The sequence below is a fragment of the Streptomyces sp. AHA2 genome (assembly GCF_036857595.1).
In the GTDB taxonomy this organism is placed as follows: Bacteria; Actinomycetota; Actinomycetes; order Streptomycetales; family Streptomycetaceae; genus Streptomyces.
This window is the reverse complement of the sequence record NZ_JAUQWJ010000005.1, coordinates 138,846-154,023: the sequence shown is the minus strand read 5'-3', so window position 1 is coordinate 154,023 and position 15,178 is coordinate 138,846. Positions and strand designations below refer to the sequence as shown.

Annotated in this window: 13 protein-coding genes and 2 riboswitches; of the genes, 3 read left to right on the top strand and 10 right to left on the bottom strand. The window is 71.5% G+C overall.

What is annotated here, in order from left to right:
- Positions 1-152: 152 nt before the first annotated feature.
- Genes Q5694_RS13280 through Q5694_RS13270 form a run of 3 tightly spaced genes read right to left on the bottom strand, consistent with a single transcriptional unit; the run spans position 153 to position 3,090 of the window.
- Positions 153-938 (bottom strand): ABC transporter ATP-binding protein, encoded by a 786-nt coding sequence (locus Q5694_RS13280; protein WP_333933047.1) that lies wholly within the window; start codon positions 936-938, stop codon positions 153-155.
- Positions 935-2,053 carry a FecCD family ABC transporter permease gene (locus tag Q5694_RS13275; RefSeq protein ID WP_333933046.1) on the bottom strand — a complete coding sequence of 373 codons (1,119 nt, stop codon included), beginning with the start codon at positions 2,051-2,053 and terminating at the stop codon, positions 935-937. Before Q5694_RS13275 ends, Q5694_RS13280 begins: the two co-directional genes overlap by 4 nt.
- Positions 2,050-3,090, bottom strand: coding sequence for an ABC transporter substrate-binding protein (locus tag Q5694_RS13270; protein ID WP_333933045.1), 1,041 nt, complete (start codon positions 3,088-3,090; stop codon positions 2,050-2,052). Before Q5694_RS13270 ends, Q5694_RS13275 begins: the two co-directional genes overlap by 4 nt.
- Before the next feature lie 45 nt (positions 3,091-3,135).
- Positions 3,136-3,287: riboswitch (cobalamin riboswitch) on the bottom strand.
- A gap of 95 nt (positions 3,288-3,382) precedes the next feature.
- A riboswitch (cobalamin riboswitch) is annotated at positions 3,383-3,509 on the top strand.
- 59 nt (positions 3,510-3,568) lie between these two features.
- On the opposite strand from Q5694_RS13270, the gene Q5694_RS13265 reads away from it, so the two are divergent.
- Together Q5694_RS13265 and Q5694_RS13260 are read left to right on the top strand one after the other, a co-directional pair.
- Positions 3,569-3,973 carry a (2Fe-2S) ferredoxin domain-containing protein gene (locus Q5694_RS13265; RefSeq protein ID WP_333933044.1) on the top strand — a complete coding sequence of 135 codons (405 nt, stop codon included), beginning with the start codon at positions 3,569-3,571 and terminating at the stop codon, positions 3,971-3,973.
- 316 nt (positions 3,974-4,289) lie between these two features.
- Entirely contained in the window at positions 4,290-6,209 is a 1,920-nt protein-coding gene (locus Q5694_RS13260) for an RICIN domain-containing protein (RefSeq protein ID WP_333933043.1), read from the top strand.
- Positions 6,210-6,549: 340 nt separating this feature from the next.
- Here the strand turns inward: Q5694_RS13260 and Q5694_RS13255 are convergent, their stop codons facing one another.
- On the bottom strand, positions 6,550-6,807 hold the full coding sequence (locus tag Q5694_RS13255) for a hypothetical protein (protein WP_333933042.1): 258 nt from the start codon (positions 6,805-6,807) through the stop codon (positions 6,550-6,552).
- A 368-nt stretch (positions 6,808-7,175) separates the two neighbouring features.
- Between Q5694_RS13255 and Q5694_RS13250 the strand changes: the two genes are divergently transcribed.
- Positions 7,176-7,934 carry a hypothetical protein gene (locus Q5694_RS13250; RefSeq protein ID WP_333933040.1) on the top strand — a complete coding sequence of 253 codons (759 nt, stop codon included), beginning with the start codon at positions 7,176-7,178 and terminating at the stop codon, positions 7,932-7,934.
- A gap of 307 nt (positions 7,935-8,241) precedes the next feature.
- Here the strand turns inward: Q5694_RS13250 and Q5694_RS13245 are convergent, their stop codons facing one another.
- The 6 genes from Q5694_RS13245 to Q5694_RS13220 all read right to left on the bottom strand — a co-directional run bounded on the left by Q5694_RS13245 (position 8,242) and on the right by Q5694_RS13220 (position 15,178).
- Positions 8,242-9,447, bottom strand: a complete 1,206-nt coding sequence (locus Q5694_RS13245; protein ID WP_333933039.1) for an ABC transporter substrate-binding protein — start codon at positions 9,445-9,447, stop codon at positions 8,242-8,244.
- Positions 9,448-9,620: 173 nt separating this feature from the next.
- Positions 9,621-10,859 (bottom strand): serine hydrolase domain-containing protein, encoded by a 1,239-nt coding sequence (locus tag Q5694_RS13240; protein ID WP_333933038.1) that lies wholly within the window; start codon positions 10,857-10,859, stop codon positions 9,621-9,623.
- Positions 10,860-11,083: 224 nt separating this feature from the next.
- Complete coding sequence (locus Q5694_RS13235) at positions 11,084-11,899, bottom strand: enoyl-CoA hydratase/isomerase family protein (RefSeq protein WP_333933037.1); 816 nt, start codon at positions 11,897-11,899, stop codon at positions 11,084-11,086.
- Positions 11,896-13,143, bottom strand: a complete 1,248-nt coding sequence (locus tag Q5694_RS13230) for a cytochrome P450 (protein ID WP_333933036.1) — start codon at positions 13,141-13,143, stop codon at positions 11,896-11,898. Before Q5694_RS13230 ends, Q5694_RS13235 begins: the two co-directional genes overlap by 4 nt.
- A gap of 89 nt (positions 13,144-13,232) precedes the next feature.
- Positions 13,233-14,606, bottom strand: coding sequence for a cytochrome P450 (locus Q5694_RS13225; protein ID WP_333933035.1), 1,374 nt, complete (start codon positions 14,604-14,606; stop codon positions 13,233-13,235).
- Between the two features lie 11 nt (positions 14,607-14,617).
- A complete protein-coding gene (locus Q5694_RS13220) occupies positions 14,618-15,178 on the bottom strand; it encodes a GTP-binding protein (protein WP_333933034.1) in 561 nt (186 codons plus the stop codon).

Genomic DNA, 15,178 nt, shown 5'->3' with positions numbered 1-15,178 from the left:
GACAAAGCCGGCGGCCCGGGCCACCCGCAGCCCCCGGACATTGACGGCATGGGTCGGTGTGAAGCCGAGCACGGCCTCCACCTCGGGATGGTCGGCGTGCCCGGCCTCGAAGATGCCCTCATCGCCCACGCCGGGTCCATGAGGTCCGGGTCCTACGTGCCGTCCGGGCCGGGGAGGAACGTCACATGAGGCGCTCCGGTTCGTGGATGGACGGTGACCTCGCTCGACACCCCGTAGACCTCGGCCAGCAGCCGCGGGGTGAGCACCTCGGACGGCGGGCCGGAGGCCGTGACCTCGCCGGCGTGCAGGACGTAGAGGCGGTCGCAGTAGTACGCCGCCAGGTTGAGGTCGTGCAGGGCGACGAGGACGGTCGCGGGCAGCCGCCGCAACGTCCCGAGGACTTCCAGCTGGTGGCGGATGTCGAGGTGGTTGGTCGGCTCGTCCAGGACCAGCAGCGACGGCTGCTGCGCCAGAGCGCGGGCGATGAGCACCCGCTGGCGTTCGCCGCCGGACAGCCGGTCGAACGGGCGGTCGGCCAGGCCGGCCGCGTCCACGGCGACGAGCGCCGACTCGATCAGACCGGCGTCCGCGGGGGTGTCCCCGTCGAGCAACCGCTTGTGCGGCGTACGCCCCATCGCCACGACCTCGCGCACCGTGAGATCGAGGTCCGCCCCCGATTCCTGCACGACCGCCGCCACGGCCCGCGCCACTTGGCGCACAGGCAGGGACCAGACGTCCCTGCCGTCGGCCAGGATGCGACCGGTCTCCGGGCGCAGCACGCGGTAGACCGCCCGCAGCAGACTGGACTTGCCGCTGCCGTTCGGCCCGACCAGGCCGACGACCTCACCGGGGCGGGCCCGCAGGGAGACGTCCGCAACGAGGCGGTGGGCCCCGGCGCTGAGGGTGACGCCGTCGAGTGTGAGTTCGCTGGCGGTCACGCGGCCGCTCCCTGCCGCGTGGCCCGCCGGGCGTCCCGGCGCATCAGCCACAGGAAGAACGGGCCGCCGCACAGTGCCGTCAGCACGCCGACGGGTATCTCCATGGGCGCGGCGACGGTGCGGGCGGCGATGTCCGCCCACACGAGGAAGACCGCTCCGCCCAGGGCCGCCGTGGGCAGGACGCGACGGTGGTCGCCGCCCACGACGAGACGGACCACGTGCGGCAGCATCAGGCCGACGAAGCCGATCGGCCCGCAGGCCGCGACGAGCACGCCGGTGACGAGGGAGAGCAGCACGAACATCCGGGCCCGGAACCGGGCCACGTCCAGCCCCATGGTCACGGCCGCCTCCTCCCCGGCCAGCAGGAGGTTCAGGTTCCGCGCCTGGACCAGGAGCACGGTGACACCCAGCAGCAGGGCGAGGCCGGGCAGCCACAGCGTCCCCCAGCTGACGCCGCCCAGACCGCCGAGCGTCCAGGCGAGGACCGCGCGGGCCTCGTTGCCCCGGTCGGTGGTGAGCAGCAGCAGGTTCAGCACGGCGCTGAGCACCGCGGCGACGGCCACGCCGGACATCACCAGCCGTGACGAGGTGATCCGGCCACCGGTGCGGGCGGTGGCGTAGACGAGCAGCAGCGCGCCGAGTGCGCCGGCGAACGCGGCGGCCGCCAGCGACACCGGGCCGAACAGCGTCACACCGAACACGATCACCACCACGGCACCCAGGGACGCCCCGGAGGAGACACCGAGCAGGTACGGCTCCGCGAGCGGGTTGCGGATCAGAGCCTGCATGGCCGTGCCCACCACCGCGAGTCCGGCGCCGGCCACCGCCCCGAGCAGCACGCGGGGCGCTCGTACGTCCAGCACGATGGTCTCCCTCGCACGCGACCAGTCCGGCGCGGCCCATTCGGCGCCCAGCGCGTGCGTGACGATGCCCCACACCTGGCCCGGGGGCACGTGCACGGACCCGACGGCCAGTCCCGCCGTGACCGACACGACCAGCGTGGCGGCCAGGACGACGAGCGTGACGGCGAGACGGGGCCGGCCCGTGCGCCCGTCGCGCTGTGGCCGTCGGGGTGCGGCGTGCCCGGCGCCGGCGTCGGTGACCGGGGAGGTCACTCGAAGCTCTCGGGGTGAAGACCCCGGGCCAGGTCCTCGACCGCGTAGGCGGACCGCACGCCGACGAGGGTGGCCGTCAGCGGCAGCACGACGAACCGCTTGTTCCGGACCGCGGGAACGTCCCGGAGAGCCGGTTGCGACAGCAGGAACTCCTTCTTCTGCTCGATGCTCCCCGCACCCGCATAGTCGTAGATGGCGATGACGTCGGGCTTCCGCTCGACGACCTGCTCCCAGGAGACGTCGCCGAAGACGTCGTCGAGGTCAGCGAAGACGTTCCTGCCGCCGGCCAGCCGGATCAGCTCCGTTCCCAGGCTCTTGCCACCGGCGGTGAAGGCCGCCTTGTCGCCGCTGTCGTACACGAACACGGACACCTTGGGCTCGCCCTCGACCGTGGAGGCGGCCCTGGCGACCCGCGCCCGCAGATCGGACACCAGCTCGTCCGCGCGGCCGGAGACGCCGAAGATCCGGCCGAGAGTGCGGACTTCCGCATAGGTGTCCTGCATCGTCACCCTCTTCTCGCCGCAGTACTCGCGGTTCAGGTGGGTGTCGATGCCGGAGTCGGCGAACGCCGTGCGGGACCGGCCCTCGTTCTCGGCGAACGCACTGCCGTACCCGCCGTAGACGAAATCCGGTTCGGCCTCCAGGACCGTCTCGAACGAGGGTTCCTTCTCGGCCAGTTCGGGGATCGACTCGTAGTCCTTCCGCAGTCGGGGCAGCACGGCCGAGTCGGGGAAGGCGGTGCCCACCACACGGTCCTTCAGACCGAGGGAGAGCATGAGTTCCGCCGGGTGCTGGTGGATCGTGACGACGCGGGAGGGCGGCTTCTCGTAGGTCGTCCGCACGCCGCAGTTGTCGACGGTGACGGGGAAACCGGCCGGTGAGCCCGCGGCGGCGGCGTCCTGCCCGGTCTTCTGCGAAGCTCCGCAGCCGGCGGTCGACAGGACCGCCGACAGGGCGAGCGCGACTGCCGCGGCGCGCAGGGCGTGGGACCTGCGGGCAGGGGTGAACAGCGGGGGACGGGACATGCCGTCGAACACGTAGAGCCTCCTGGGGAGTCCGCGCTCCTCGGATCGGGCCCGCGACAGGCCAGTGTCCTGACTCCCGGATCGACGCTCTCCCTCGGCCTTCCCGCGCGGCGCGCAGTGGCGTGTCGAAGGGTGCACTCCCCGGTCACAGTGGCGGGACCGTGCCGGATTCGCACCGGCTTCCTGTTTCCCGTCGCGGTGATGACCCGGTGATCCTACGGTCCGCGGAGCACGGATCAAAAGGGCGCCCTCTGCGGCGTGCGGGCTGATGCGATGATGAGCGGCGACAGGGCGACGACGGTCCGAGGAAGCCGGTGTGAATCCGGCGCGGTCCCGCCACTGTGATCGGCGAGCGGATCCCGTGCAGGCCACTGCCCCCGGGAGGGGGTGGGAAGGCCGGGACGAGCTGCGACCCGGAAGCCAGGAGACTCACGTCGTCGCCTCCTCGAAGAACACCGGGGCGGATCTCCCCGGAGAGAGGTGGTTCGGCATGCCCGAAGCAACGGACATCGAAGAACCCGGCAGCGGGGCGACCGCGCAGCGCGCCGGCTCCGCACCGTGCCGGATCGTCGTGTGCCGGGACTGCTGCTGCGGGAGCCCGAAGGTGACCGGCGTCGACCACGCGGAACAGACCGCACGCCTGCGCGCCGAGGCGCCCGTGCGGGTGTCCGACTGCCTGGACGTGTGCGATCAGGCCAACGTCATCGTCGTGCAGCCCTCCTCGGCGGGTCGGGCGGCCGGGGCCCGCCCGGTATGGCTCGGCCTGGTCAACGACCCGGCCGCCACGCAGGACATCGCGGACTGGGTACGGGCGGGCGGCCCCGGCGTGGCTCCGCGCCCGGAGATCCTGGACCTGTACGCCTTCACCCCGCAACGCCGCCGCGGGGCCCTCTGAACGACGCCGCCCCCGGGCCGGACAGCGGACAGCCGGCGGCATGCGCGTCCGGGCCACGGCCAGGAAGAGGCGGCGTACCGCGAACCGACCTCGCACCGCGGCCGTCACCGGCATGCGCAGACGGCCGTGCACCACGGCCCCCACCAGGGACGGTGCCCCGGCGTCGGGAAACTGGGAGCGCTCCCTTCCAGTTTCTCCGGTACAGACCTTGACCGACTGGCCGTGCAGGCAGTTCCATCACACCTTGAACTAAGACCTGAGTGCTTGGAGTGGCAGCAACTCCCATGGCAGCCGACGGACTTGAGGAGTGACGCGTATGAGGACATCGCAGACGTCGTCGACCACGGCGAAGCGACCGGGCCTACGCAGGGCCGCCCTTCTGCTCGGGGCCCTGGTCCTGACGGCCGCCGGTCTGGAGGTCGGTCTGGCCGGGACCGCTCAGTCCGCACCGTCCGTCGCCCAGGTGTGGGTGACCACCCCGGACGGCACCCGCAAACTCTCGTCCGGCGGCAGCGTGGCGTTCGACTCCGCCCCCCGGGCCATCGACATCCGCGTCGACGCGGCCCAGCGTGAGCAGCGCTTCACCGGCGCCGGCGCATCGGTCACGGAGGCGTCGGCCCACCTGATCCAGCAGCTCCCCGCTGCCCAGCGCACCGCGTTGATGACGTCCCTGTTCTCCACCCAGGGGGACGGCATCGGCCTGAACTACCTGCGCCAGCCCCTGGGAAGCACCGACTTCAACGCCGGGCCGTTCTACACCTACGAGGACACCCGGGGCCAATTCGGCATCGGCCGGGACCAGCAGGAGATCATCCCGGTCCTGCGCCAGGCCCTCGCGGTCAACCCCGGGATCCGCTTCATGGGCAGCCCCTGGTCACCGCCGGCCTGGATGAAGAGCGGCGGTTCCCTCAACGGCGGCAGTCTGCTTCCCGAGCGGTACCAGGACTACGCCGACTACCTGGTCCGCGCGATACGGGCGTACGCGCAGCAGGGCATCACCCTCACCGACCTCACGGTGCAGAACGAGCCGGAGTTCGCCACCAGTTACCCCTCCATGTCGATGACCGCCACGCAGCAGGCCGACTTCATCCGCGTGCTGGACCGGACGCTGACCGCGGCCGGACTGCCGACCAACCTGCTCGCCTACGACCACAACTGGGACCATCCGCAGTACCCCTTGACGGTGTTCGCCAACACCACCGGGATCAGCAGGGTCATCGGGGCCGCCTTCCACTGTTACGGCGGCGACCCGAACAGCCAGTCCCAGATCCGTCAGGCGGGCAAGCGGGTCTTCTTCACCGAGTGTTCCGGGACGGACTCGACGAACCCGTCCCAGACGTTCGCCGACACCCTGCGCTGGCATGCCGACAATCTCGTCGTGACCAACATGCGCACCGGCGGCGAGACGGTGATCAACTGGAACCTCGCGCTCGATCAGAACGGCGGGCCGCACCAGGGCCACTGCACGAACCGCTGCAACGGCGTCGTCGAGATCAACGGCGGCACGGTCACGCGCATGGCCGAGTACTACGTCCTGGGGCACCTGTCCAAGTTCGTCGAACCGGGCGCCGTGCGCATCGGCTCGACCAGCCAGGGCGCGGGCGGCGTGCGGAACGTGACGTTCGAGAACCCGGACGGCTCGCGCGCCGCGTACGTGGTCAACTCGGCGTCCTCCGCCCAGACGTTCTCCCTCACGGACGGTGGGAAGTCGCTCTCCTACACGCTCCCCGCCGGGGCCGTCGCCACGTTCGTCTGGGAGCCGGACGGCACGACTCCGCCTCCGGCCGGGAGCATCGACCCCTCCCGCTGGTACCAGGTCGTCAACGTCAACAGCGGCAAGTGCCTGGACGCCACCGGCGGTGGCACCGGCAACGGCACGGCCGTGCAGCAGTGGACGTGCTCGAGCGGCAACCCGAACCAGCAGTGGCAGTTCCAGCCCACCACGGACGGCCACGTGCGCGTGGTGAGCCGCAACGCCACGACCGCCGTCTGGGACGTCACCGGGGGCAGCGGTGCGACCGGGGACGGCGTCAAGGTCCAGCTCTGGGCCTACGGCGGCGCCGCGAATCAGCAGTGGCGTCCGGTGAGCCGGGGCGACGGGACCTGGGAGTTCACCGCCCGGCACAGCGGAAGGTGCCTCGACGTCACGGATCTGTCCACGGCTGACGGCGCCCGCCTGCAGCAGTGGACGTGCACGCACGGCCCTGCTCAGACCTTCCGGCTCACGCCCGTGTGATCGCCTGCCGCCGGAATTGCACCATCAGGCCTCCCTGAAAGCGGTGGCGAGGAATTGGGCGACGGAGATCTGCCGGTCCCGTGGCTCGCTGAGAATCCGACGGAGGTTGTTGCCGTGCGAAAGTCAGTGGAATGTGATCGAGTATTCAAGCAATCGGCTTCGGATGTCTCGTCGCTGCCGCCGTCATATGCACCATAACGTCCGAGCCGGGTGGTGGGTGCTGCGGGGAACGGGTGACGCCATCGGTGATACGTACGGTGTGACGATGATCGTGACCGGCTGCCGGCTTTCGTGCGGCAGCCCGGTCAGGTGCTGTCCCGAAGCGGACGTGATGCCCCTGTCAGGGAGTAGTCGCAGGTCGTCGGGGACAGGGAGCGCTCGCCGCCGGCTCCTTGGCTTCGTCGGCGGCCCGGGGCGACGGCGGCGCGCAGCGCTGCGCGCGCATGTTGTTGCGCAGCACCTCGACGAGCAGCCGGCGGCGGCGCAGTTCTGCCGCGTCGGTGTGGTGCAGTCGCCGGTGAGGGTCGGACAGGAATACGGAACCGATAGTGCAGAGAGATGCACTCACGACAAACGTCCACACCGTGGCGTTCAACATAGCTTCTCCGTGATCTGTGACCGGATGCATCGTCGAGGGTGATTGATGCATGGGCACAACTGAACGGCTCATGCTGTGTCACGGTTCGGCGGCGAATTTCTATCGTTCGGTTCAATAGCCCTTTGCCGTGCCTATCAGTTTGTCGCCCTTGCGTAACGGTGAGTCGGGGCTGTCCGGATGTACATGTTCCCGACGCCGCTGCCGCGCCCTCCGTGACGGCCTGCCGACCGTCACCGCGACGATCCCGGCGGTCCCGAGCTGACCGAGGGCCGAGCAGCCGCCCGCGGCGGAGGGCTCCGTCACTCTTTGGGCTGGCGGAACACGAGGTCGGCCGCCACCGGGCCCCACTGTCCCTACCGTCCGATGGCATGACCGACACGGACGACATCAACGCCATCGTGAACAGGGTGCGGCACGAACTGGGGGAGGAGTTGCGGAACCGCGTGCGGCACGCTCTGGCCGACCGGTCTCGTGACTGGCTGATCGAGCAACTCCTCGACGCGGCCCTGCCCCCGGCGCTGCCCGCGCCGCGGGACGGCCGCCAGGTGACCGTCCCGCAGGAGACGGAAACCGAGAGGTCGGCGCGGCTGGTACGAGTACGCGCGCTGAACCTCGACCACGCGGCACTGCGCCGTTGGGTCGACGACCACCGTGACCTGACGCGCGATGAACTCACCGGCCGGGGCCTGCTGCTCGAACCGCCGTCGAAGGGCGGGCCGCCGATCGGCCCCGCCCACCGTTCCGCGGACGGCGGGCGTCTGCTGCAGCGGGCCAAGGACGTGCTCTACGCGCTCCTGTTCGGCACCGAGGAGGTCGGGGTGCACCTGCAGCGCGTGGAGCGGGAGTTGCTGACGCTGACCGTACCGCGGGCGAAGGGGCACACGGTGGCCCGTGTCCTCCAGGCGGCGACCGAGATCGGTGCGCACGGCACGTGGCGCGACCCGCACGGGACGGCCGACGACGACCGCGCGGCCAACACCGTCTACCAGGTCGAGTACGGCGAGACCGCCGACGAGCTCGTGGGCAGCGGCATCAGGACCTGCCTGCGGCTGATCAACGAACTCGAGGTCAACGAGCAGGTGCTGTACGGACGCATGGAGAACGTCGAGGAAAGCACCCTGACCTGAGCCGAACCCCTCCACACCGAGCCCCTCGGCCGGTCCCGCCTGCGCCGGGGGATGCTCACCGCCGGGCCACCGGTCGGGCGGAACGGTCCTGGCTCGGGTCGCACGGGCGTGCCGGCCGGCCTCGTCGGGCGGCTGTGAGAGGAAGGCGAGGACGGCGGTGTGCCGTCGAGCGGCCGGAGCGCCCGGTTCGGTTCGCCGTTCGAGCGGACCGGAGTGCACCAGGCGGCTGATCGCCCGGCGCAGGATCCCGGCACCGACCGGCTGACCGCGGCCGGCTGCCGCGGGGCCGTGCCGCCGACGGCGCCGGTCAGGTGGTGACGAGGTCGCCGGTGACGGACAAGCCCTCGATCCGGCCCGGTGTCACGATGGCGAGTTCGTAGTCGTGGCGGATGCCCGGCTGCCACTGGCCCCCCGCCAGGGCGACGGTGGCGACGTTCGGCACGGGGCCGCCGGTCCAGTCGAGCAGGCCCGCCATGGTGTGCAGTCGCGTCGCGCCCAACGCGGCGGCGACGGAGCGCCGGTCGGTGGGGTCGTCCGCCGTGGTCAGCGCGTGGCAGGCGACTTCGAACAGGGCGTAGGCCAGACCGAGCGGCTGCAGGGACTGGCGGCCCGTCGACTGCTCGTAGGCGTCGGCGAGTTCCGCCGCGGTCGTGCCGTCGATCGACGACCGGTAGGGGTGGGCCGGTGTCCAGTACGCCAGGGTCCCCACCCCTGCCTGGGCGGGCAGTTCCCCGCTCCGGGTGACGGACGGCGGGTAGGCCAGCCAGCGGGAGCAGGTGATCAGACGCGGCCGCAGGTCCTCCTCGGCGGCCCGGGCCCGGAAGAGGGCGAGGTCGCGGCCGGTGGCCGCGCTCGTGACCACGTCGACCCCGGCGTCCTTGAACGCCTTGACGTGGGCGTCGAGGGAGGTGGCCGGTTCCCGGTACGGCTCCGGCTCCACCAGCCGGTGCCCCCGGGCCAGGGCCGCCGGGGCGAAGCCATGCTGCGGGTGGCGCGACCACATGCCCTGCGGCCCGTCGTTCCACAGGCAGCCGACCGGCTGCTGCGAGCCGGGGCCGTCCAGGCGCTCCCAGAGATCGGCGAAGGTCTCCGCGATGTCGTCCAGGCCCCAGCAGAAGTGGTACGTCCAGTCGAACGGCCGGTCGCCCTCGGCGCCGCGCCCGTAGTAGTACACCTGCCAAGGGAACGTGCTCGACAGGCACGGGACCCCGGCCGCCTCACAGGCGTCGGCGACGGCGGGCAGCACCTCGGTCCCGGCGAGGGTGACGACGATCGAGGCGTCCTCCTCCCGGATCAGCTCCTCGACCGCCTGGCGGGCGCCTTCGGCGCACGAGCGGGTGTCCCGGCTCGCCAGCCGGATCGTGTACCCGGCAGGTCCCCGTCCGGCCAGCTTCGGCGCCAGGTGGTCGAGTGCGAAGTCCAGAGGGTCGCCCAGGGACGCAAGGCGGCCCGAACGGGCGACGGCCACCCCCACGGTGAGGACGCGTTCCCGAACCGCACGTGACTCGCTCATCATGCTCCTCGCTGCTTGCCCGGGCCGGCGTTCGGCCCGCGGTGCACAGCCAGGCTCCCCAGGGGACTCGTCCGCCAAGGGGCCCGATCGGGTGATGTCGAGGCGTGCCGGTCACGGCACGGGAGCGCCCTCGCGACCGGGGGCGGCGGTCCCGTCCGAAGCGGAGTGTCCGGTCAGTCGCGGCGTCCGCCCAGCAGTGCGCAGACCGCGTTCTCCTGGACCGTGCGCAACTGCTCCAGGAGTTCCGGGGCGAGCGTCTTGTTCACCTGGGTGGTCAGGGAGAACGTGAGGGACTTGCGGCCGTCCGGGGTCGCGGCGATCAGCTGGGTGTAGCCGGGGAAGTTCCCCGTGTGACCCAGGACGACCCCGCAGCGGGTCTCGTAGCGGAAGACGGCGAGTCCGGCCTCGTTGCGGCCGGGTCCGGCCGGCTCCGAAGCCCCCTCGACCCAGCGGCGCTGCTCGCGCAGCACCTCCGGTGACGTCAGGCGTCCGGCGGCGTAGGCGCGGACGAAGCGCGTCATGTCCCGCGGGGTCGAGACGATGCCGCCGGAGGCCCACACGCCGGACGCGCTGATCACCTCGCTGACGTCCTCCGGCGGCTCGGGCGGCTCCACGGCGTAACCGTGCATGTAGGGCTCGGGCATCTCGTAGCCCATGGGCAGGCTGGTGTCGCGCAGGCCGAGCGGCCGGTAGACGATCTCCTTCAGCAGCTCCTCGTACGGCGTGCGGGTCACGGCCTCCGCCATCAGCGCCACGGCGATGTTGTCGGAGTTGGAGTACCGGTACCGGGTGCCGGGGCGGAAGCGCAGCGGCTCGTCCGCCACGAAGTCCAGCAGCCGTCGGGGGTCGAAGGTGCGACGCGGGTCCGACACCAGCAGGTCCGCGAACTCGGGGTCCTCGGTGTAGTCGGGCAGTCCGCTGGTGTGGTTCAGCAGTTGCCGCAGGGTGACCGACCGCCAGGCACGCGGCAGCCGGGGGAGGACGTGGCCGACGGTGCTGTCGAGCCGGAGCGCACCGTCCGCCACGAGACGCAGCGCCACCGCTCCGCTGAACGCCTTCGCGGTGCTCGCGATCCGCATGTGGTCGGTGGGCTCGATCGGGCGGCCGGTCTCCAGGTCGGCGACACCGGCGCGCAGGATGCGCGGGGCGCCGTCCCGTCGCAACACGACGATCACACCCGGTGGTCCTCCGGGCGTCGTCACCAGCTCCTCGAGCTGCCGCTGCAGGGCACGCTCGCCCGTGCCGCCGGAGCCGCCGGAACCGGCGGCGGCGCCCGCCGTCGGGGCGAGCAGCAGACCGCCGAGGAAGGACGCGCCGAGCAAGGTGACGAGGAACAGACGGTGGCGGCGGGAGCGGAATCCGGCACCGGAACGGGCAGGTGTCCCCGGTCGGGGAACGGGCACGAGTGGCATGGGGGTCCTGGGAGACTCGGCGGTCAGGGGCATCCTCAGCATCGGCCGGGACCGTGCCGGTCTGCTCGACGGACTTGCTCCATCCGGCCGCACGGCGTGCTCCCCGGCGGGCGCGGATCGCCCGGTCGTGGGCGACGGGGACCGCGCCGGAAACAGCGGCGGCCCCCTCGTACGGCGGATGTCCGCCGGTGCGTACGAGAAGGGCCGGGTGTGCTGGGCGCGGGTCAGCGGGGCTGGGCCAGTTGGGCGGCCAGCAGGTGGGAGTCCAGCAGGGCCGGGTCGGCGGTGCGGGCGGCCTTCGAGTAGCCGGCCAGCATGCGCTTGGTCAGGACGAGGGCCTGCGGTGAGCGCCGGGCCAGGGGCCTGGTCCAGGCGGTGACCGTGTCGTCCAGGGAGTCGAGGGGAGCGACCTTGTGCAGGAGGCCCAGACGGTGAGCGGTGTGGGCGTCGAACGTCTCGCACGTGAGCATCAGTTCGCGTACACGGGCCGCACCCGCCTCCGCGATCAGGCGGCCCATGGCGCCGCCCCAGGCCGGTGCGAGCCCGAGGCCGAGTTCGGGCATCCGGAACTGACAGGTGTCAGCGCCCGCGCGCAGGTCACAGTAGGCGGCGAGGGCGAGTCCCGCGCCGACGACCTTGCCGTGGAGCCGGGCGACGGTGACGGCGTGGGTGTTCTCCAGGGCCTGGCACAGGCGCTGTGCCTTGTCCGCCATCCGCCGCAGCGCGGTCCCGCCGGGGTCGGCGGCCAGGCTGTCCCGGTACTCCCGCCGGTCGGCACCCAGGCAGAAGTCGCCGCCCCGGGAGGAGAGCACCAGAACGCCGACGTCGGGCTGGTCGTGCAGTCCGTCGAGGACGGCGAGGAGAGCGTCCAGGACCGCCGTGCCCAGGACGTCGTCCTGTGCGTCGGGGTTGAGCTGGACGTGGAGGACGGCGCCGGTCCGGGTGAGGGCCAGTGGAGCGGGGGCGAGGGGCGTTCTCAGCGGGGCCGCCGGCTCGGGGGCGGCGGCGGAGACGCCGGTGGGGGTGTGAGGCGGGTTCATGCCAGTGCTACATCCAGATTCAGCAGGCGCCTGAACGCCACCCGCGGTGCGTACGCGGGGCGGCGCACCAGGGTGAGTCTCGGCAGACGGGTGATCGTGTGGCGGAGCAGGGTCTGTGCCTCCAGGCGGGCCAGGGGCGCCCCGAGGCAATAGTGGATGCCCCAGCTGAAGGCCAGGTGCGAAGGGTTGCGCTGCACGTCGAACAGGTCGGGTCCGGGGAACCGTTCGGGGTCGCGGTGGGCCGCCCCGACCATGAGGTGGACCATCTCACCGGTCGCCACCTCGATGCCCGCGAGGACGGTGTCCTGGGCGGCGACCCGGCTGATGACGTGGGTCGGGGGGTCGTGGCGCAGCGACTCCTCGACGAAGGAGGGCACGAGGTCCGGCCGGTGGGTGAGACGCGTCCAGCGATCGGGGTCCTCGACCAGCCGCAGTGTCATCGTCGACAGCATCGTCGAGGTGGTCTCCAGCGCCGCCAGCAGGACGAACAGGGCGAGGAAGTAGACCGCTTCGTCAGCCTTGTCCTGGTCGGGTTCGAGCTGGTCCCAGGTGTCCGTCCAGCGGGACACCGGGTCGTCGCCGGGACGTCTGCGCCGGTCGCGCACCACATCGAGGAAATACGCGCGCAGTTCGGCCATGGCGGCGTCGGAGCGCGCCAACTGGCTGGCGTTCGGCAGCAGTTCCTGGGTGAAGACCTGCTCGTGGGTCAGTTCCCGCAGGCGTGCCCAGTCGGCGCTGGGCAGCCCGAGCCAGTCGCCTATCGTGGCGACGGGGAGCTCCTCGCTCACCAGAGCCGCGAAGTCGGCCTCCCCGGCCTGTATTCGCTCGTACAGGTTGCCCAGCAGCCGGTCGACGATGCGGGTCACCCGGCTGCCGATGCGGTCGATGGTGCCGCGGTCGAAGGTGCCCGCCGACCGGCGCACACGGGTGTGTTCGGGTGGGTTGAGCGCGGGCAGGGTACGGCTGATCTCCCGCGCCGAAGGGGCGTTCCAGCGGGTGCGCGCACCTTGCTGCTCCCGCCATCGGGTGTCCGGTTCGAGCCAGTTGCCGCTGCGCAGTATCTGCTCGCACATGGCGTAACCGGTGACGAGTAAACCGCCCCAGGGCGCGGGACTGACCGCGCCGCGCGCCCTGAGCTCCTCGTAGAAGGGGAAGGGGTCGGCCTGTCCGTCGGCCGTCCTGAGACGGGAGAACAGAGAGATGGTGGCCCGACGGTCCGTGGACGGGGTCGTGACACTTCCCACGATAGCGGCTCCTTTCTGCCAGCCGCTATCCGTACCCGACCGTCACTTGAGCCATACAGTAACACCGTATTCTCATAGGGTTACTTACGTCACTCGCCATTCATCCAGGCCCGGAAACGGCTGAACAGCCCGCCCTTCGGGCGCGCGGCGTGGGCCGGCCGGTGGGCCGCGTGCGGCTGGGGGACGCCGACGGACGAAGACGCCGTTTGAGCCGCCGAGGGCTGCTTGAAACGGGCGTTGGCGGCCTGGGGCACGGTGCGGGGGCTGTACCGGATGGGGACGGTCACCAGCGTGCGGCTCCACGGGGCCGGCACCCAGGCGAGCTCGTCGAAGGGGACGCGCATCTCGACGTCGGGCAGCCGGTTGAGCAGGGACTCCACGGCCGTGGCGGTGATCATGAACGCCGGGTCCTTGGCCGGGCACGCGTGCGGGCCGGCGCCGAAGGCCAGGTGCGCCTTGGGGCTGAGCTGCTCACGGTGCGCGGTCAGCTTGGGGTCGTTGTTGGCCGCCGCGAACGAGATCAGCACGGGGTCGCCCGCCCGCAGGGTGCGGTCGCCCAACTCGACGTCCTGTGTGGGGTAGTGGCCGGCGTAGTTGGCGATCGGGGCGTAGTTCCACAGGGTCTTCACGACCGCGTCCTCCGCCGGCAGGCCCGTCGGCCAGTCGTCGCTGAGGTACAGGGCGACGCTCGTGCCGATCGCCGCCGCCAGGGGCGCGGTGCCGCCCGACAGCAGGGTCACGAGCTGGTGCAGCACCTCCTCGTCGCTCAGCCGGGCGGAGTGCACCATCAGCTTCGTGGTGAGGTCCTCGCCGGGCTGCCGGCGCTTCAGGGCGATCAGTTCCCCGAGAGCCCCGGCCAGGATCTCGTCGGCGCCGGTGGTGCCCTGGAAGATGCCGGTGATCCCGGCGATGACGCGGTCACCGAGCTCCGGGGGGCAGCCGAACAGGTCGCCGAAGATCAGCAGCGGCAGCGGCTGGGCGTACGCGGCCATCAACTCGGCCTGCCCGAGCGGCTCCGAGCTGAACCGGCTGATCAGGTAGTCGGCCGACTGCTGGGTCAGCCGGATGAGCCGGCCCTGGTCGACGGTGGCGAGACTGTCGGTGACCGCCTGGCGCAGCCGGGCGTGCGCGGCGCCGTCGCTGAACAGGGCGTTGGGGCGGTAGCCCATCATGGGCAGGGCCGGGCTGTCCTCCGGGACGCGCCCCTCGTTGAGGGCGTTCCAGCGGCGGGAGTCACGGACGAAGAGGTTCGGGTTCTGCAGGATGTACAGGCTCGCGTCGTAGCTCGTCACCAGCTCGACCTGGACGCCCGGGGCGATGTCGACCGGGGCGCTGTGTCCCGACGCGCGCAACCGGTCGTAGGTGCGCTCGGGGTCGGAGCCGAAGTCGGGGCCGTACAGCGGCACGTTGCCGGGCGCCGGCTGACCGGCGGGCGTGCCGGTCGTCTCGAGGGGCTGTTGCATGGTGGTGGCTCCTAGCCGAGTGAGGACAAGAGGTGCTTCACGAGGGTGATGAGGGCCTCCATCGAGGAGTCCTGGTCGCGGACGTCGCAGTCGATGACCGGCGTGTTCTCGGAGAGGTCGAGTGCCTCGCACACCTCGGACAGCGGGAAGCGGGACCGGCCGTCGAAGGTGTTGACCCCGACGACGTAGGGCAGGCCGAAGTCCTCGACCAGGTCGAGGATGGGGAAGGTCTCCTCCAGCCGCTCCGGGTCGACCAGGACGAGCGCTCCCAGCGCTCCCCGGGACAGGCCCTCCCACATCTGCTTGAACCGTTCCTGCCCCGGTGTTCCGAAGATGTAGAGCACCAGGTCGTCGCTCAGCGTCAGACGCCCGAAATCCATCGCGACGGTCGTGGTCGTCTTGTCCGGCGTCTCGGAGAGATCGTCGAAGCCCTCGCTGGCCTCGGTGATCTCCTCCTCGGTCTGGAGCGGCTCGATCTCGGAGACGCTGCCGATGTAGGTGGTCTTCCCCACCGCGAAGTGGCCCACGACCAGGACCTTCACGGAGCGGGAGACCTTGGGATCCAGATACAC

What these genes read in the sequence shown, in the direction of transcription:
- Q5694_RS13265 (WP_333933044.1), top strand. Translation starts at nt 3,569, where the DNA reads ATGCCCGAAGCAACGGACATCGAAGAACCCGGCAGCGGGGCGACCGCG.
- Q5694_RS13260 (WP_333933043.1), top strand. Translation starts at nt 4,290, where the DNA reads ATGAGGACATCGCAGACGTCGTCGACCACGGCGAAGCGACCGGGCCTA.
- Q5694_RS13255 (WP_333933042.1), bottom strand. Translation starts at nt 6,807, where the DNA reads ATGTTGAACGCCACGGTGTGGACGTTTGTCGTGAGTGCATCTCTCTGC.
- Q5694_RS13250 (WP_333933040.1), top strand. Translation starts at nt 7,176, where the DNA reads ATGACCGACACGGACGACATCAACGCCATCGTGAACAGGGTGCGGCAC.
- Q5694_RS13245 (WP_333933039.1), bottom strand. Translation starts at nt 9,447, where the DNA reads ATGAGCGAGTCACGTGCGGTTCGGGAACGCGTCCTCACCGTGGGGGTG.
- Q5694_RS13240 (WP_333933038.1), bottom strand. Translation starts at nt 10,859, where the DNA reads ATGCCACTCGTGCCCGTTCCCCGACCGGGGACACCTGCCCGTTCCGGT.
- Q5694_RS13235 (WP_333933037.1), bottom strand. Translation starts at nt 11,899, where the DNA reads ATGAACCCGCCTCACACCCCCACCGGCGTCTCCGCCGCCGCCCCCGAG.
- Q5694_RS13225 (WP_333933035.1), bottom strand. Translation starts at nt 14,606, where the DNA reads ATGCAACAGCCCCTCGAGACGACCGGCACGCCCGCCGGTCAGCCGGCG.